This is a genomic window from Pseudomonas sp. P97.38, from assembly GCF_001269745.1.
Taxonomy (GTDB): Bacteria; Pseudomonadota; Gammaproteobacteria; order Pseudomonadales; family Pseudomonadaceae; genus Aquipseudomonas; species Aquipseudomonas chlororaphis_E.
On sequence record NZ_LHVJ01000015.1, the window covers coordinates 625906 to 643952 of the forward strand.

Annotated in this window: 16 protein-coding genes and 1 pseudogene; 7 read left to right on the forward strand and 10 right to left on the reverse strand. The window is 61.9% G+C overall.

Annotation, left to right across the window (positions count from 1 at the left end; genetic code table 11):
* Positions 1-29: 29 nt before the first annotated feature.
* Positions 30-779 carry an SDR family oxidoreductase gene (locus tag AD664_RS12915; RefSeq protein WP_053147025.1) on the reverse strand — a complete coding sequence of 250 codons (750 nt, stop codon included), beginning with the start codon at positions 777-779 and terminating at the stop codon, positions 30-32.
* Positions 780-889: 110 nt separating this feature from the next.
* Here AD664_RS12915 and AD664_RS12920 point away from each other — a divergent pair, with 110 nt between their 5' ends.
* Complete coding sequence (locus AD664_RS12920; protein ID WP_042727975.1) at positions 890-1264, forward strand: helix-turn-helix domain-containing protein; 375 nt, start codon at positions 890-892, stop codon at positions 1262-1264.
* Between the two features lie 153 nt (positions 1265-1417).
* Positions 1418-2509: a hypothetical protein gene (locus AD664_RS12925; protein WP_053147027.1), complete on the forward strand. Its 1092-nt coding sequence runs from the start codon at positions 1418-1420 to the stop codon at positions 2507-2509.
* 13 nt (positions 2510-2522) lie between these two features.
* Here the strand turns inward: AD664_RS12925 and yghU are convergent, their stop codons facing one another.
* The 5 genes from yghU to AD664_RS12950 form a co-directional block, all read right to left on the reverse strand.
* Entirely contained in the window at positions 2523-3362 is an 840-nt protein-coding gene (gene yghU / locus AD664_RS12930) for a glutathione-dependent disulfide-bond oxidoreductase (protein ID WP_053147029.1), read from the reverse strand.
* A 51-nt stretch (positions 3363-3413) separates the two neighbouring features.
* A complete protein-coding gene (locus tag AD664_RS12935) occupies positions 3414-4148 on the reverse strand; it encodes an ABC transporter substrate-binding protein (protein ID WP_053147030.1) in 735 nt (244 codons plus the stop codon).
* Positions 4149-4172: 24 nt separating this feature from the next.
* A complete protein-coding gene (locus tag AD664_RS12940; RefSeq protein ID WP_053147032.1) occupies positions 4173-5516 on the reverse strand; it encodes a diguanylate cyclase in 1344 nt (447 codons plus the stop codon).
* Position 5517: 1 nt separating this feature from the next.
* A complete protein-coding gene (locus AD664_RS12945) occupies positions 5518-6270 on the reverse strand; it encodes an ABC transporter substrate-binding protein (RefSeq protein WP_053147035.1) in 753 nt (250 codons plus the stop codon).
* Positions 6271-6407: 137 nt separating this feature from the next.
* On the reverse strand, positions 6408-7403 hold the full coding sequence (locus AD664_RS12950; RefSeq protein ID WP_053147037.1) for an aldo/keto reductase: 996 nt from the start codon (positions 7401-7403) through the stop codon (positions 6408-6410).
* A 113-nt stretch (positions 7404-7516) separates the two neighbouring features.
* Between AD664_RS12950 and AD664_RS12955 the strand changes: the two genes are divergently transcribed.
* Positions 7517-8440 carry a LysR family transcriptional regulator gene (locus tag AD664_RS12955; protein WP_053147039.1) on the forward strand — a complete coding sequence of 308 codons (924 nt, stop codon included), beginning with the start codon at positions 7517-7519 and terminating at the stop codon, positions 8438-8440.
* A 51-nt stretch (positions 8441-8491) separates the two neighbouring features.
* Here AD664_RS12955 and AD664_RS12960 read toward each other — a convergent pair.
* From AD664_RS12960 to AD664_RS12970, 3 genes and pseudogenes are all read right to left on the reverse strand, one after another.
* A pseudogene (locus AD664_RS12960) lies at positions 8492-8866 on the reverse strand (ATP-binding cassette domain-containing protein); the annotation flags it as partial.
* A gap of 105 nt (positions 8867-8971) precedes the next feature.
* Entirely contained in the window at positions 8972-9715 is a 744-nt protein-coding gene (locus AD664_RS12965; protein ID WP_053147040.1) for an SDR family oxidoreductase, read from the reverse strand.
* Between the two features lie 233 nt (positions 9716-9948).
* On the reverse strand, positions 9949-11568 hold the full coding sequence (locus AD664_RS12970) for an inorganic phosphate transporter (protein WP_053147042.1): 1620 nt from the start codon (positions 11566-11568) through the stop codon (positions 9949-9951).
* A gap of 417 nt (positions 11569-11985) precedes the next feature.
* Here AD664_RS12970 and AD664_RS12975 point away from each other — a divergent pair, with 417 nt between their 5' ends.
* The 4 genes from AD664_RS12975 to AD664_RS12990 all read left to right on the forward strand — a co-directional run bounded on the left by AD664_RS12975 (position 11986) and on the right by AD664_RS12990 (position 16677).
* Entirely contained in the window at positions 11986-12921 is a 936-nt protein-coding gene (locus tag AD664_RS12975; RefSeq protein ID WP_047735498.1) for a phosphatase, read from the forward strand.
* A 216-nt stretch (positions 12922-13137) separates the two neighbouring features.
* Complete coding sequence (gene nspC / locus AD664_RS12980; RefSeq protein WP_042728662.1) at positions 13138-14235, forward strand: carboxynorspermidine decarboxylase; 1098 nt, start codon at positions 13138-13140, stop codon at positions 14233-14235.
* Positions 14236-14260: 25 nt separating this feature from the next.
* Complete coding sequence (locus tag AD664_RS12985) at positions 14261-15505, forward strand: saccharopine dehydrogenase family protein (protein WP_053147093.1); 1245 nt, start codon at positions 14261-14263, stop codon at positions 15503-15505.
* A gap of 218 nt (positions 15506-15723) precedes the next feature.
* On the forward strand, positions 15724-16677 hold the full coding sequence (locus AD664_RS12990; protein ID WP_053147045.1) for a LysR family transcriptional regulator: 954 nt from the start codon (positions 15724-15726) through the stop codon (positions 16675-16677).
* 261 nt (positions 16678-16938) lie between these two features.
* On the opposite strand, the gene AD664_RS12995 is transcribed toward AD664_RS12990, so the two are convergent.
* A complete protein-coding gene (locus tag AD664_RS12995; protein WP_053143539.1) occupies positions 16939-17856 on the reverse strand; it encodes an IS110 family transposase in 918 nt (305 codons plus the stop codon).
* Positions 17857-18047: the final 191 nt, after the last annotated feature.

Consider the following 18047-nt stretch of genomic DNA (forward strand, 5'->3'; position numbering starts at 1 on the left):
GAACTTCGATCCGCAGCCGCTCGTTCGATTCAGACCTGATTGGTCGGCATCACGAACAACTCGGCAATGTTGACGTTGCGGGGGGCCGAGACCGCGAACAGGACCGTGTCGGCAATGTCTTCCGGCGACAGGAACTGCAACTGCCCCGAGAAGCCGGCAATCATCTGCACATACTCTTCGCTGGTCGTGTGCTGCGTCAATTCCGTGGCCGTCGCACCGGGTTGGATGCTGGTCACGCGGATATTGTGCTTGTGCCCGACCTCCATGCGCAGGCCTTCGGTGAAGGCGCTGACGGCGAACTTGGTGGCTGAGTACACGGCGAAACCCTGGCCGAACACCCTGCGGCCGGCGACCGATGACGTGTTGATGATGTGGCCGGAATGCTGCTCGATCATCTGTGGCAGGACCGCCGCCGACACGTTCAATACGCCCTTGATGTTGACGTCCACCATGCGGTCCCATTCGTCGGTCTTGAATTCATCGACGCTCGACAACGGCATCAGCCCGGCGTTGTTGAAGGCCACGTCGATCCTGCCGTAGGTGTCGAGCAGTTTCCTCACGCCGGCGTCGACGGAGGCCTTGTCGGCGACGTCCATTTCCAGGACCAGGGCCTGGCCACCTTGTTGTTCAATCTCAGCGTGCAACGCGTGAAGGCGATCGGCCCGGCGCGCCGCAAGACCCACACTCGCGCCCGCGGCGGCGAGTTTCTTCGCGGTGGCTTCGCCAATGCCGCTCGATGCACCGGTAATCAGTACGACTTGTCCAGTCAGTGCGTTCATGACCCATCCTCTTGTGCTCATCGTGAGGATTCACGACGAGATTTACGGTTGAGTCGCCATGGTATACATCGGATACTAGGTTGCAATTACGCACCTTAAGGGTACTAGATATGCTCGACGATACTGCAAAGCCCGAATGCACCCCGCAACGGCTGGAGCAAACCCGCCTGGTCCTGGACCAGATCGCCAATAAATGGTCGATCATGATCATGACCCGGCTGGCCGACGGGCCCGTCCGTTTCAATGAACTGCGCAGACTGCTGGGGAACATCACCCACAAATCACTGACCGAGGCCCTCAGGCGCCTCGAACGCCACAAGTTGATCCGCCGCGAGGTGATCTGCTCCTCGCCCGTGGCCGTTCAATACGAAGTGACCGACCTTGGCAGAACACTCGAAACCCCCGTGACGGCCCTGGTGCGCTGGGCTGAAGACCATGCCGGGGAGATGCTGGATGTGCAGAGCAGTGGGGAGGTTGAGGGCTAGCTGTCCCGAAAAATCAGCTCGCCAACGCCTGGACGCCCCTGCGGCACCCGCTATGCTTCGGCGATGGCCTCTGGCCATTTACCCTGAACACTCCATCGATTTCATGGCGACAGACGAGACGTCAGCTTGTCATCGCCTTTGCTGAGACAACCCATGAATAAATACAAGAAAGTGGCGGCAATTGCCTGGGGCGTTTGGTTGGGTTGCGTTGGGCAGGCCGGGGCGTTTCAGCTCTCGCCGAGCGGTACCGAGGCCGAGCGGGAGATGGCCAAGAAGTATGGGGTTTCCTATAAGGCGTCGGTGCCTCTCATGAGTTTCGCGCTGCACAGCTTCGGCGATTCCGCCCATGAGGCGTTGACGCAAAAAATCTATGGGTGTGACGGGGATTGGCAGTATTGCAACAACCCCAACCTCGAAGATGCCGGTGCGTATGTCATTGCCGGTGTTCGCTGGAACGACGATCCGGTGTTCATGCCCAGTGCCGAAGATGCCAAGACCAAGGGGTGCGATGGTCGTTATTCGGTGGGGTTCATTTCCCAGACCCGGTGTTGGGTGAACCTTTTCGAAGAGGCAGAGGACAAGAGCGCCGTGGACCCGATGGCCTTCATGGGCACGGGAAACTACATCGCGCGTTCGCATTTCGGCGACCTGCAGTTTCTCCATGCAATGGCCTCCCAGGAGGGCGATCCCGCGGAGAAGACCAAGCGGGAGATCATGATGTGGGCGGAGTTTGCCTGGGGTGTTGCGGATGGTACTTACCCCATCAATACCTACTTGAAGGACATCAGGATCGACGGCTGGGACCAGCATTTCAATAATGGGCAGACCGTGCAGGACCTGTTCGCCGTCGGCCGCCCCTGGCTGCGTACGAACGTGGACAAGGTGGCCTTGGGCAGCCTGTTGCACCTGGTGGAGGACAGTTTTGCCGGCGGCCACGTCCAGCGTCGGGAGGAAATTCTCGGCGATAAGTGCATGGACGGTACCCAGGCGGTCCTGGCCCGCATCGAGGAGTTCCATTCCTACGCCAGGCAGAACCACGCCAAGCACAAGGACGCCGACGCCAGTGCGGTGGCCAGGCTCATGCTGATGAAACATGAGCCTGACGTGGTGGACGCCGGCAAGAAGCTGCGAGGGTTTGCCGTCGATGGCAAGAAATGGGCGGACGTCAGACCCTATCTGGATGAGTGTGTGTTTGCCCTGGCGAAGCAGACCAGTCCGGCGTCGGCGGGGGATCAGTACAAGTAGACCCCCTGCACCTTCAGTCCAGGTCTTCAGCCCGATGCCGCTCCGGCACCTGGCTGGCCTCATCACCCCAGGTCCGGTTGACACGTTGTCCACGCAGGACGGCGGGGCGGTTGGCGATGGCTTCGGCCCAGCGTTGCACGTGGGTGTAGCGCTGGGCGTCGAGGAATTCGGCGGCCGAATAGACGTTGTTGCGCACCAGTTGGCCGTACCACGGCCAGACCGCGATGTCGGCGATGGTGTAGTGGTCGCCGGCCAGGTACGGGCTTTCGCCCAGGCGGCGGTCGAGGACGTCGAGTTGGCGCTTGGTTTCCATGGTGAAGCGATTGATCGGGTACTCGAATTTTTCCGGCGCGTAGGCGTAGAAGTGCCCGAAGCCGCCACCCAGGTAAGGTGCCGAACCCATCTGCCAGAACAGCCAGTTCAGCGTCTCGGTGCGCCCGGCCGGGTCGGTGGGCAGGAAGGCGCCGAATTTTTCCGCCAGGTACAACAGGATCGAGCCGGATTCGAACACGCGGATCGGCGGTTCCACGCTGCGGTCGAGCAGGGCCGGGATCTTCGAATTGGGGTTGATCTCGACGAAGCCGCTGGAGAACTGATCGCCTTCGCTGATGCGGATCAGCCAGGCGTCGTACTCGGCGCCCGTGTGCCCCAGGGCCAGCAGTTCCTCGAGCAGGATGGTGACCTTGACGCCATTGGGCGTGGCCAGGGAGTAGAGCTGCAGTGGCTGCTTGCCCGTCGGCAGGGTCTTTTCGTGGGTCGGCCCGGCGACCGGGCGGTTGATGCTGGCGAACTGGCCGCCAGACGGGGCTTCATGAGTCCAGACTTTAGGCGGAACATAGGACGCTTTGCTCATAGGGACTGACCTCCTGGGTGGTTGGCACGCGGGCGTGCCGATCCCGAGAGCTTACCGCTTTTCGCCCATGATTCGCGCCACTTCGCCAGATGCCTTGAGTTGTTCGAAGGCGCGCTGGGCCTTGGCGACGATGTCGTCCGGGGTGCTCAGGCTGAAGGCCAGGTAGACCCGATGGGGTTGTTCGTCGAGGGAATAGACCTCTTCCAGGCTGTTGAAGTCCACGTGGGTGTCCTGGCTCATCAGGCGCGCGGCGTTCTCCGGTATCGGCAACAACTGGATCTGATGGTTCAGCAGTTTCTGGAAGTTATCGTGATTGTCAGCCGACACCACCAGGCGGGTGAAGCCGCGCTGTTGCAGGTAGATCTGCTTGGCGTCGTTGCGTACCACCCCGATGCTGTACTGCTTGGCATCGTCGAGGACCTTGACGGCGATGCTGTCATCGCCGCGAAGCTTGTAGAGCTTGCTCGGCACCCGGAGGATCTCGCCCACCCATTTGAACGACTGCTCGCGAGCCGGCGTGCGGTCCAGGGGGAAAATCAGCACATTGGGTTCGTGCAGCGCCTTTTCGTAGGCCCGGGCCCAGGGGTAGAGCAGCACGCTGTAGTCGTTGAGGGCCGCGCCCTTGAGGGTTTCTTCGGCGATCTGCGTGCCGGGCCCGGCCACCTTGTCTTCACGCAGGTAGGCGTACAGGGAATCTTCGGTCACGACTTCGATGGCCCCGGCTTGGCTTTTCAGGCTGAAGAGGGCGAGGAGCAGGCATAAGCAGAGTGTCAGGCGATTAGGCATACAGACCTCGTTGGCCGCGTGGTGTTAAAGAGCGACGCAATCGCGCCCCTGGTGTTTGGCCCGGTACAGCGCCTGGTCGGCGCGCTGCAACAGTTGATCGAAGTGGTCCATGCTCTCGGGGTCCAACTCGGCGATGCCGATGCTCAGCGTGACGAAGCGCGAGACGCTGGAGCCGCTATGGGGCAGCTCACGCTCGGTCAGGCTGGCACGCAGCCGATGGGCGGCTTCGCTGGCCTGCCGGGCGTCGACGTTGGGCAGCACCACGACGAATTCCTCGCCGCCCAGGCGAGCGGCCAGTTCACCCGAGCGGCCGAAGACGCTGCGCAGGGTTTCGGCGATCTGCTTCAAGCACTGGTCGCCTTGCATGTGCCCGTAGGTGTCGTTGTAGATCTTGAAGAAGTCGACGTCGCACATCAGCACCGCAAGTGGCGTCTTGTGGCGGATGGCCCGGCGGAATTCGACCTCCTTGAGTTCGTCGAAATAGCGCCGGTTGGCCAGGCCCGTCAGGGCGTCGTGACGCGACAGGGCTTCGAGCGCCTGGTTGGCGGCCTTGAGTTCGGCGGTCCGTGCCTCCACCAGTTGGGCCAATTGGTCGCGGCTGGCGGCGAGGGCCAGTTCATCGGAACGCTGGCGTTCCAGGTGGGCGTGGAGGTTGTCCTGGAGTTCGTTGACCTGGCATTCGAGCAGGCTCAGCTCGTCCTGGCGGTGCACCGCCCGTTGCAATCGCAGGTGGCGCTTGAGGGTCTGTGGCGCGACTTCGCCCAGGTGACGGGCGATATGGACCACATGCACGGTCACCAGGCGGTTGAACATGGTCATGACCAACCCGGCCAGCAGCAACGACTGGATGACCTGGGTGATGACGATGCTGCGGGCTTCGTCCCAGAGGCGCTCCCACAGCAGGCGGTTGTCACCTACGATGGTCAACTCGCCGACCTTTTCGTGCGCCCCGGCGTAGGGCTGTGCGACGAGTTGGCGATGCAGCACCGGCGCGGCCCCGGAAGACTCGACGGTGTATCGGTTGAGTTCGATGATTTCCGGTGGTTGGCCCGGCCGCACGATGTTCAGTACCACGCGTCCCACTGGCGCGGCCGTCGCGACGCTGGCGATCTGCTGGTCGAGGGATTCACGGTCCATTTCCCAGATGGCGTGGGCCAGGGTGTTCTGGAACACCTGGTCGATCAGCACCAGCTCCGAGTTCATCTCCGCCAGGTTGTTCTCCCAGGCCAGCCAGGTGCGCCAGGTGACCATCGCCAGGGTGAAGACCAGACTGAACAACAGGGTCGCGAGCACCAGGCGGCGGCCCAGGGAACTGAATGCCCCGGTACGCGTTTGCGCGCTGGACACGGCCCTGAAGTTGCCGGTCATGTCATAGCCATTTGCGAACGATGGCATCGTAAACACCGTTGCGGCGGATCGCTTCCAGGCCGGCCCGGAACTTCTCGACCGTCTCGACCGGCGTGTTGCGGCTGAACGCCATGTTGAGGCCTTCGTTGCTCAAGTCGGGTAGCGCCAATGAGCGGATCAGCACTTTGTCCGGGTCTTCGCCGTTCTGGCGGGTCAGGTACAGGGCGTTGAGTTCGTTGGAAATCCACAGCTCCACGTGGTCGACCTTGAGCTTGCGGTAGTTGTGCTCGTATTTGGTGCTCGACTGCAGCTCCTCGCCGATGCGAAAACCTTTCGACACCAGGTATTGCTCGCCGACGTCCTGGTTGACCGTGGCGATCTGGTGACCATGGGCGTCGGCCAGCGAGTTGAGTTTCACCGGGCGGTCGGCCAGCGAGTAGAGGTACCACTTGGTCGGCGCAATCGCGCCGACCCATTGGAACAGTGATTCACGCGTGGGCGTGCGCACGATGGAATAGATCAGGACATTGCTTTCATTGAGCGCCAACTCATACGCGCGGGCCCAGGGCATGGGATGGATCGGTGCGTCCATGCCGACTTCCTTGAGCACCGCCTCGACCACTTCGGTGCTCATGCCCGTCACCCGGCCATTTTCCGTCATGTTGTAGGGCGGCAGTTCCTCGGTGACGATGCGCAGCGGGGCCTCGGCCGCGCAAGCGTTCGCAGCCAGGGCCAGCAGGACACCACACAACAGGCGGTTAAGCGCAGAAAGCATCGATCATTACCCTAAGTAACCCGCAAGGCCTGGTCAGGCCCAAGCGTTATCACTTAACGCTCATCAGGCTATCGGCGGGTTTGGCAGCGGCTTGAGCGTAACGGGCCGCTGCCTGGGGGCTGCGCCTGACGATGGGCTCAACCGTCGAGCAACGTCATGGTCGTGGCTGCATAGCGGTCGCCCGCCACCGCGCCCTCGGCGGTGAAGATCCCGTCCAGCCGTGCCAGCTCGTCAGCGCTCAAGGCAATCGAGCTCGCCGCCACGTTGCTTTCCAGGTACTTGCGTTGCTTAGTCCCCGGGATCGGGATCAGGTATTCGCCCTGAGCCAGGACCCAGGCCAGGGCCAATTGGGCGGCGCTGATGCCCTTGTCCGCGGCCAATGCCTTGACCCGTTCCACCAGGGCCAGGTTGTGGTTGAAGTTGTCCGCCTGGAAGCGTGGGTTGGTGCGGCGATAGTCATCGGCGGCAAAATCCTGCGCGGACGTCTGGGTGCCGGTCAAAAAGCCTCGGCCCAGCGGGCTGTACGCGACGAAGGCGATGCCCAGGCGCTGGCAGGTCTGGAGCACGCCATTGCGCTCCGGTTCCCGTGACCACAACGAGTACTCGCTTTGCACGGCCGCCAGCGGATGCACGGCGTGGGCGCGCTGGATGGTGTCGGCGCTGGCTTCCGACAGGCCGATGTGGCGGACCTTGCCGGCCTTGACCAGCTCGGCCATGGCGCCGACGGATTCTTCCACCGGCACCTGCGGATCGATGCGGTGCTGGTAGTAGAGGTCCAGGTAATCCGTTTGCAGGCGCTGGAGGCTGCCGTCGATCGATTGCCTGATGTACTCGGGGCGGCCATTGACGCCACGGGCATGGGGATCGCTGCTGCGCACCAGGCCGAATTTGCTCGCCAGGTAAAGACCCTCGCGCTTGCCCCGCAGCACGCGCCCCAGCAGCGCTTCGTTGGTGTGCGGCCCGTACATGTCGGCGGTGTCGAACAAAGTCACGCCCAGTTCAACGGCGCGGTGGAGGGTGGCGATGGCTTCCTGCTCATCCACGCCCGTGGTGTAGAAATCGGACATTCCCATGCAGCCCAGGCCGATGGAGGAAACGTGGGGGCCGTGATGGCCGAGTTGACGGGTTTTCATGGTGAAGTTTTCCTGGTGTTGAATGACGAGTTCAGTGTCCAGTAAACGGTTGGGTGGATAAATCCGTGATTATTGGTTTAACTATTCGTCATTTCTAAACAGTGAGCCCGATGATGGATCGACTACAGGCCATGCAGGTGTTCCGGCGTATCGTCGAGCTGGGCGGCTTTGGCAAGGCGGCCGACGACCTCAAGCTGCCGCGCGCCACCGTCAGCCTGTTGATCCAGCAACTGGAAGCGCACCTGGGGGTGCAGTTGTTGCACCGCACCACCCGGCAGGTGCGCGCAACGCTCGACGGCGAGGCCTATTACCAGCGCAGCGGCCAGTTGCTGGACGACCTCGACGACCTGGAAAGTTCGTTATCGGTGCAGCGCAGCCAACCCCATGGCACGTTGCGCGTGGACATGCCCATTGCCTTTGGCTGCGCCTGGATCGTGCCTCGATTGCCGGCGTTCTATGCGCGCTACCCGGCGTTGCAACTGGACATCGGTTTCCACGACTGGCAGGTCCACCTGCAACGCGAAGGCGTGGATTGTGCGATCCGCGCCGGCAACATCGTCGACCAGGGCTTGGTGGCGCGGCCCATCGTGCGCCTGCCACAACTGACCTGTGCCAGCCCCGGCTACCTTGCCCGCGCGGGCACGCCCCAGGTGCCGGAGGATCTTGCGTCACACCGGGTCATCCGGTTCGCGTCCGGCAATGGGCGGTTCTTTCCGTTCGAATTCGAGGTGGCCGGGCAGGTGCACGAGAGGCAACTGCCTGGTGAACTGACCGTCAACAATGCCGACGCCTATGTCGCGGCCTGCGAAGCTGGCTTCGGCTTGATCCAGGTGCCGCGCTACCACGTTCAGCGGCAGTTGGCCGAGGGCACACTGATCCAGGTGTTGGGTGAGTACCCGGTGCCGCTGTGGCCGATCTCTGCGGTGTACCCGCCCCATCGCCAGCTGTCGCCACGGGTGCGGGTGTTTATCGACTGGGTGGTGGAGCTGTTGCAGGGTGTCGCCGATGAGCAGGGTGCGGTGATGGAGAGGATCTAGTCGGCGCCACGGGCGCGCCCAGGCATGAACATCGCCTGGCCGCGCCGGCCATCAGACGATGTCGTCGATGAGGATGTGACGCTCGCCACGGCTGCACTGCTCGATCCGTGCCTGCACCTTGTAGACCTGGCGCAGCATCGACTCGGTGATCACCTCATGGCTCGGGCCGCTGCCCTGGGTGGTGCCGTCGGCAATGACCAGCACCTGGTCGGCAAAGCGCAGCGCCTGGTTGAGGTCGTGGATGGCAATGAACACGATGACCTTGCGCTCGCGGGCCAGGGCGCGCATGAACTTCAGGACCTGGACTTGCCGGTGCATGTCCAGGGCACTGGTTGGCTCATCCATCAGCAGGATTTCCGGTTCGCGCACCAGGGTTTGTGCAATCGACACCAATTGCTGCTGTCCGCCGCTGAGCTCGCCGAGGCTTGGGCGATGCTCGAATAGCACCTCGATGACGGGCGGTGATCCGCGAGGGCAAGAATTCAAAAAAAGGGCTGGGTGCGCGGCAGTTGCGAACCGCGCACCGGATGATCAACGCAAGGTGTAGCCGTTGTCCACGATCCAGTCCTGGCCATACACGCCGCGTGCACCCCGGCTCAACTGGAAGAGAATGACGTCGGCCACGGCTTGCGGCTCAAGAAACTGGCCCGTCAATAACCGCTGGTTGACCGTGTTGGCCACGGAGCCCAAGGCTTGTTCATCAAGGCCCAGGGTGCCCCAGATCGGCGTGGCGGTTGGCCCCGGTGAGACCATGTTGAGGCGCACGCCGTGGGGCACCAGCTCTACCGCCAGGGTGCGCATCTGCGCGCGCAACGCGGCCTTGGAGGCAATGTACGCGGCCAACCCGGCAAAGGTGGCCTGTTCCAGGAAGGTCCCGATGAAGACCACCGATGCCTCAGGGGCCAGATGCTTGCGCAGGCTGCTCAAGGTGTTGAGCGCGCCCGCGCCATTGACTGCCCACTGACGGTCGAAGGCCGCCAGGTCCAGGCCATCGGCCAGTTGTGCGATGCCGGCGTTGGGCACCAGGCAATCCACCTGGCCCAGGGTGCCGACCCGTTGCGCCAGCCTGGCCAGGTCCGCGACCCGCGTGACGTCGCCAGGCAACCAGGACAGCATGTCGCCGAAGCGCTCGACCAGTTCGCCGAGGCCGCCGATCTGGCGCGACATCGCTACCACCTTCGAACCGCTTTCCAGCAGGCGCCGGGTGACGGCCAGGCCGATGCCCGAACTGGCACCGGTGACTACGCTGAGGTTGGGCTTGAATTCATTGTGCATGGGGCTTCTTCCTAGGTTCGCCAAAAGGGGCGAGTGACCTGATCAGAAACCGTGCCAATCGGTAACACTATATAAATCAATGGCTTGAAACTGATCGTGTCAATTTGACTCGCGCTGGCCAGGGTCAAAACAACCTTCACGTTGGTCGTTATGACTCGTATGGCGTGACCCATCCTGCTGCTGCGCAGATCGTCGCCCAAGGTCCCATTCGTGGGGCCTTGGCGCTAAAGGCATCAGAACAGTCGGGTGAACAACCAGTACAGGCTCCCGGACAACAGGATCGCGGCAGGCAGCGTCAGGACCCAGGCCATTACCAGGTTGCGGATCGTGCGCATTTGCAAGCCGGCCCCGTTGGCGACCATGGTCCCGGCCACGCCCGACGACAGGACGTGGGTGGTGGACACCGGCAGGCCGAACATGTCGGCGGCGCCGATGGTCAGCATCGCGACGGTTTCGGCCGAGGCGCCCTGGGCGTAGGTCAGGTGGCTCTTGCCGATTTTTTCACCCACCGTCACCACGATGCGTTTCCAGCCGACCATGGTGCCCAGGCCGAGGGCGATGGCCACGGCGATCTTCACCCACAGCGGGATGAAGCGTGTGGAATTGTCGATCTGCTGCTTGAACAGTTGCAGCTTGGCGCTGGTGTCGGCGTCGAAGTGGCCGACCTTGTTCTTGTCCATCAGGCGGATGGTTTCGCTGGTCAGGTACATGTCGTTGCGCACGTTGCCCACGGCTTCGGCCGGCACCCTGGCCAGCGAGCCGTAGCCCTTGACCTCGGCGCCGATGCTACCGGTCAGGGCGGCGAGGGCCGGTATCAGTTGGGGCGTCGCCTCCTTGCTGCCGACGTAGGTGGTCAGGATCGCGCGCGGATCCGCCGGGGCCGGCAGCGGCGAGTTCTTCACCAGGGCCTGTTGAGTGACTTCGGCCACGGCGGCGAATTGCAGCGCCTGGTCGGCGGGCATGGCGCGGTTCAGCGCGTACGCCATGGGCAGGGTGCCGACCAGGATCAACATGATCAGGCCCATGCCTTTCTGCCCGTCGTTGGAACCGTGGGCGAAGGACACGCCGGTGCAGGTCAGGATCAGCATGCCGCGAATCCACCACGGTGGCGGCGTGTTGCCTTCGGGCGCCTTGTACAGCGCGCGATTCTTGACGAAGGCGCGCAGCGCCAGGAGCAGCAACGCGGCGCAGCCGAAACCCACCAGTGGCGACAGCAGCAACGCGTAGCCGATCTTGGTGGCCTGGGCCCAGTCCACGCCGCTGGTGCCGTCGCGGCCATGCATCAGCGCGTTGGCGACCCCGACACCAATGATCGAGCCGATCAGGGTGTGGGACGAGGAGGCCGGCAAGCCCAGCCACCAGGTGCCCAGGTTCCACAGGATGGCGGCGATCAACAGGGCGAAGATCATGGCGAAACCGGCGGAAGAGCCGACCTGCAGGATCAGTTCCACCGGCAGCAGCGCAATGATGCCGAAGGCCACCGCGCCGCTGGACAGCAGCACCCCGAGGAAGTTGAAGAAGCCCGACCAGGCCACGGCGAAGTTCGGTGCCATGGAGTTGGTGTAGATGACCGTGGCGACGGCGTTGGCGGTGTCATGGAAGCCGTTGACGAACTCGAAGCCCAAGGCGATCAGCAGGGCTACGCCCAACAGCAGAAATGGCGTCCAGGTGGTCACCACCGTGCCCAGTTCGTTCATGTCGTGCATCAGGCTGTAGGCGGTGAACAGCAGCCCGCTGCCCAGCACGGCGAAAAACACCACCAGGGTGATCACGCTCGGCTTGCGGTTGAGTTGCGGTCTCGAGCTGTGGGCGACTGAACTCGGTGAGTCCATGGCCAGGGTCGGGTTCGTCATGATGAAATCCGCTTCTAATAATAGGCTGTTGAGGGAAGGCGCGAGGTCGGGTGCCCGGTCAGGTCCGGATCAATAGACCTGCGGCACGATGAGCTCCGGTGGCGTCGGGCTGCGGGTGTAGTTTCCTGTAATGCGCTGGATCAAGATGTCCTGGCTAAGCATGGGGGAACTCGCGTCGTGGAGAGGCGAATTCGACGCTAGTCGCAATTTGTTACATGTGCGTGACGGTCATCTGCGCTTCACGCGATCGCCATGAGCTAAACCGTTTATTTACGTTCGATGCCCGCACGTTCCACTGGAGATCGAAGAACACGCCGCGCTGTCATCCAGGTGTCATCGACCCTGTGGCAAGCTTTTTGGCAAACCCGCACCGGGTGATCCGACCCGTTGGCAGATGAATGTGCAAGGAACACCGCGATGAAAGGCGACGCCCCCCTGTTTGCGGCCATTGACCTGGGCTCCAACGCGTTTCGCTTGATGATTGGCCAGACGGTCAAGCGCAACCGGCGGCTGGTGATCCAGGAAGTGAAGACCCTGCGTGAACCGGTCCGCCTGGCCGAAGGCTTGCAGGCCGGGGCGCTGGATGAGCTGGCGCTGGATCGGGGATGGCAGGCGCTGGCACGGTTTGGCAAGAAACTGCGAGGTTTTGAAGCCGGCCGGGTGCGGGCGGTGGCGACCAGCGCGGTGCGCGAAGCGGCTAACGCGCAACTGTTCCTGGACAGCGCCCAGCGCCACCTGGGCTTTCGGATCGACGTGCTGTCGGGGCAGGAAGAAGCCCGTCTCGTCTATGCCGGGGTCGCTCATACGGTGCCGGGTGTCGAGGACACGCGGCTGGTGGTGGACATCGGCGGCGGCTCCTCCGAGCTGATCCTGGGGCGGGGCGACCAGCCACTGTTGACCGAGAGCCTTGCCATCGGCAGCGGTACCTTTGGCACGCGCTATTTCCGTGACGGACACATCACGGCCCCGGCGTTGCTGGAGGCCGAGCGCGTGGCCAGCCTGGCCTTTGAAAAAGTCGCGATGGGTTTTCGTGCCCAGGGTTGGCAACTGGCGATCGGTTCGTCCGGCACGGCGCGGATGCTGGCCAAGGTGCTCAAGGCCAATGGCCTGAACGACCTGGGACAAGGCGGCATCACTTACACCGGGTTGTTGCGCCTGTCGTTGCGCCTGCTGGAAGTCCGGCATGTCGAACAACTGCGCTTGGCCGGCCTGCAAGCCCATCGCCTGGGCAGTTTGCCCGGCGGCCTGGCGATCATGCTGGCGGCCTTCAAGGCTTTCGGGATCACTCAGATGATCGCTTCCGAACCGGGTTTGCGCTTTGGCGTTCTCCATGACCTGATCCACAAGCGCTGATCCGGCGCTGTCACGCCCGTCTTCCCATATCGGCAGCGGCTCTATCCAGAGCGCTCGCCACCGTTGTTCCATCCAACCGCGAATGTACTGGGCTGTCGCCAGCGACGGCCTGGGCCCGAGTGATTGCGCGAACGGGGCTTTTCGCTCTTTCGATATGCAGTCAGTGAAGGCACAATGCGCATCCTTTTTTGGCTCGCCTTGCCGGAGGCCGCGAAAATGATCAAGACGCCGTACTACCTCATCGACAAACAAAAGCTGCTGGCGAACATGCAGAAGATTGCCTATGTGCGCGAGCAGTCCGGGGCCAAGGCCTTGCTGGCACTCAAGTGCTTCGCCACCTGGTCGGTGTTCGACCTGATGCAGCAGTACATGGACGGCACCACGTCGTCGTCGCTCTACGAGCTCAAGCTCGGCCGCCAGAAGTTCGCGGGCGAGACCCACGCCTACAGCGTTGCCTGGGCCGACGACGAAATCGAAGAGATGCTCGCCAACTGCGACAAGATCATCTTCAACTCCATCGGCCAGTTGCAGCGCTACACCCAAGCCTCGGCCGGCAAGGTCCGTGGCCTGCGGGTCAATCCGCAAGTGAGCAGCTCGGACTACCTGCTGGCCGATCCGGCGCGACCGTTCAGCCGCCTGGGCGAATGGGATCCGGAGAAGATCGAGCAGGTCATCGAGCAGATCTCCGGCTTCATGTTCCACAACAACTGCGAGAACGGCGATTTCGGTCTATTCGACCAGATGCTCGGCACTATCGAAGAACGCTTCGGTCATCTGCTGCATAAGGTCGAGTGGGTCAGCCTCGGCGGCGGCATCCATTTCACCGGCGAGGGCTATGCCCTTGACGCCTTCTGCGCGCGGCTCAAAGCCTTCTCGCAGAAGTATGGCGTGCAGGTCTACCTGGAGCCGGGCGAAGCGGCGATCACCCAGAGCGCTTCTTTGGAAGTCACCGTGCTCGACACGCTCTACAACGGCAAGCACCTGGCCGTGGTGGACAGCTCCATCGAGGCGCACATGCTCGACCTGCTGATCTATCGCCTGAACGCCAAGCTGGCACCGAGCGAGGGCGAACACACCTACATGGTGTGCGGCAAGTCTTGCCTGGCCGGAGACATCTTCGGCGAGTATCAATTCGATCGTCCGCTGTCCATCGGCGATCGGCTGTCGTTCATCGACGCAGCGGGCTACACCATGGTCAAGAAGAACTGGTTCAACGGCCTGAAAATGCCGTCCATCGTAGTGAAACAACTCGACGGTAGTGTCGAGCTGGTTCGCGAATTTGTTTACGACGACTACCTGTCCAGCCTCTCTTGAGCGGACAGAAGGAGACTTGAAGAAATTGAAGAAGAACGTACTTATCATTGGTGCAGGAGGTGTCGCCAAGGTGGTGGCCCACAAGTGCGCGCAGCACAACGACGAACTCGGTCGTATTGCTATCGCGTCGCGCAACATCTCCAAATGCCAGGCCATCATCGACAGCGTCAAGGCCAAGGGTAGCCTCAAGCAACCCGCCGACATCAAGGCCTTTGCACTGAACGCCCTGGACGTCGAAGCGACCAAGGCGCTGATTCGCGAAACCGAGTCGCAGATCGTGATCAACGTCGGCTCCGCTTTTCTCAACATGTCGGTGCTGCGTGCCTGCATCGATACCGGCGTGGCCTACCTGGACACCGCCATCCACGAAGAACCGGGCAAGGTCTGCGAGACGCCGCCCTGGTATGGCAACTACGAGTGGAAGCACCTGCAAGAGTGCCAAGAGAAGAACATCACCGCCATTCTCGGCGTCGGCTTCGACCCGGGTGTGGTCAATGCCTATGCGGCCCTGGCGCAACAACAGTATTTCGACCGCATTGATTCGATCGACATCCTCGACGTCAATGCCGGCTCCCACGGCAAATATTTCGCCACCAATTTCGATCCGGAAATCAATTTCCGTGAGTTCACCGGACAGGTGTGGAGTTGGCAGGACAGCCAGTGGACCAGCAACACCATGTTCGAAGTCAAGCGCACCGACGACCTGCCGGTCGTAGGCTCGCAGAACCTGTACCTGACCGGCCACGACGAAGTGCACTCGCTGTCGAAGAACCTCGACGTGCCTAACGTGCGCTTCTGGATGAGCTTCGGCGAACACTACATCAACGTGTTCACGGTACTGCGTAACCTGGGCCTGCTCTCCGAGCAACCGGTCAAGACCGCCGAGGGCGTGGAAGTGGTGCCGCTCAAAGTGGTCAAGGCCGTGCTGCCTGACCCGAGCTCGCTGGCGCCTGGCTACACCGGCAAGACCTGCATCGGCGACCTGGTCAAGGGCGTCAAGGACGGCCAGCCACGCGAAGTGTTCATCTATAACGTGGCCGACCACGAAGACGCCTTCGCGGAAACCGACAGCCAGGGCATTTCCTACACCGCCGGCGTGCCACCCGTGGCTGCCGCGCTGCTGGTCGCCCGTGGCCAGTGGGACGTACAGCGCATGGTCAACGTCGAGGAGCTGCCGGCCGAGGCGTTCCTCGAAGCGTTGGACGTGATGGGCCTGCCGACGCGCATCAAGGATGAGCAGGGAGACCGTCCCTGGAACCAGCAGGCCTGAACGGCTTGGGTAACCGGTAGGTAGCGTTTCCCGCTCCAGAAAAAATGCCCCGTGTCGCAAGATGCGGGGCATTTTTCGTTTTGCAGGGTCGGCGAGGGGCCGCGGTCATTCTGGCCCCTGGCCGCCAAACTCGGATACTCTCTCAGGCGCTGGGCAATGAGCCCGGCGCCAAGCACGCGTTTCCCGTCAGCCGCCCACAGGACATCCAGCGCTCACGTATGGTCAAGCACATCGATCCCGATCTGACGTTGCTGAAAATGCCGTCGCTCAAGGCCGTCAAGTCATTCGTGGCGGCCGCCAAATACCAGAGCTTCACCCGGGCGGCGGAGGCATTGTGCGTCACCCAGGCGGCCATCAGCCGGCAGATTCGCGAGCTTGAGGCCTACCTTGAGGTCGATCTGTTCAAAAGGGTGGGGCGGGCGGTCGAGCTGACGGAAGCCGGGGTGATTTTCTTCGACGCGGCGCAGATGTCGTTCGTCAATATCTCCCAGGCGGCAGAGCGCATTCGTACCCACAATGCCGGCAAGCGCGTCCTGACGCTGTGCTGTTCCCCGGCGTTTTCCGCGCTGTGGCTGTCGGCGAGGCTGCCGACGTTTTTCAGCCAGAACCCGGACATTGACCTGAACCTGATCACCACGCAGAACTTCCTGTCCATGGAGCCCGGCATTCGTCCGGACATCTTCATTACCAAGATGGCCAAGATCCATGACGGCTACCAGTGCTACCCACTGTTCCATGATGTGATCTATCCGGTCTGCACGCCCCAATACAAGGCCGCGCACCCCGAGCTTTCAAGCCTGGAGGGGTTGCGCGACGGCGTCCTGCTGAACCTGAGCCCCTACGGGCGCTCCCAGGTCGCGGAGCACGTGGACTGGGGTGTCTGGCTGGCCTTCAACGACATCGACATCAACGACCGCCCGTTCGACAGCCCTCATGTGCTCAATGCCAATGACTACAACCTGATCATCACCATGGTGCTGACACATCAGGGGGTGGCGCTGGGGTGGAATCACCTGGTGGAGAAGCTGGTGGAGGACGGCACGTTGATTCGTCCGGTGAGTGAGGAGGTGGTGCTCAGGGAGAGTTTGCATTATCTGACCTTTCGCCAGGATCGGCAGAATGATGAGGCGTGTTGTCGGCTTCGCGATTGGATGCTTGCGCAGTTGGCTTGAGTCCTCCCTGTGGCGTGGCGCTCGCGGCCATACCTCAATCCCCTGTGGGAGCGGGCTTGCTGGTGCATGCAAGGGCGATGTACACCCCCAATCCTCTGTAGGAGCGGGCTTGCCCGCGAAAGCGGCGTGTCTGTCATGAAGATGTTGAATGTGCCGCCGTCTTCGCGGGCAAGCCCGCTCCCACAGGTCTTGCTGGTGCATGCAAAGGCGGCGTACACCCCAAATCCCTTGTGGGAGCAACTGTCTTACCTCTGTCACCCGTCACCGCCATTCAGTGCCGTCTCGAAGCATGGCATTCAGTCTGATTAGCAATATTCGCATGCAGGCGATGAGCGCGACTTTCGCGCTCTTGCCTCGCCCTCGAAGTGCTTCGTACCGGGCCTTGAAGTCGGCGTGATAGCGGATGACAACCCAGCACGACATATAAAGCGCACGTCTGACCCGCGCTCTTCCTCCGTAAATCTGACGTTTGCCGCTGTGATTGCCACTGTCGTCGTTGTAGGGGGCGATTCCCGCCAGGGCCGCGATCTCTCTGCGATCAAGCTCACCCAGCTCAGGCAGGTAAACCAACAAACTAGCAGTCGCCACAGTGCCGATCCCTTTAACTGATGTGAGTCGGTCGGCTTTCTCCGCATCCAGCTTACGCATGCTTTGATTAATGGCTTTGCCAAACTGCTTGATTTGGATTTGCAGGTAGCGAATATGATCTTTGATCACCTCGATAACCGCCGGAAGCTGAGCCTGCTGTAGTCGGCGCTTGTTGTCATCTCGTTGCTGGACGAAGTGTTCGCGCAGCTGAATCAGCTCCCGCAGTGCTTCACGCTCAGGTGAAATGGGCTTTTCGTGAGACGCATGCAGAGCTTCGGCAAAATCGGCAAGAACAGCCGCATCGATGGGGTCGGTCTTGGCATTCTTGCCCATTGCTACGGCGAAGGCTCTAGCCCGGCGAGGGTTGATCCTGAGCACATTGAAACCTGCCTCCTGCAGTGCTGCCATAACCTTTCGTTCATAGCCGCCCGTGGCTTCCAGTAACACCCGGCCAATCGTGTATTGGCTTAGCTGTTCGACCAGCTGTGCAAAACCCTCAGACGTATTGGGGACCTCATAGCCTTGGTTCTGTGGTCGAACCCAAACGACGAGATTTGATTTGGATATATCGATACCGACCCAGGAAATCATGGCAAAACCCTCTTACACTCAGAAATGAGAGTGCTCTGGCTTTGCCCACGCTTGTGATTCGAGTGCCGCTCGTACAACTGTTCGGGCTTATGGGCCAGAGTAGAAAGGTAGATGGCAGCTTTGCTCCCACTCGTGCTTCAAGCACCGCGGACTCACAGCTTGCCATCTACCCCTCTCACCCCAGAGTTTAT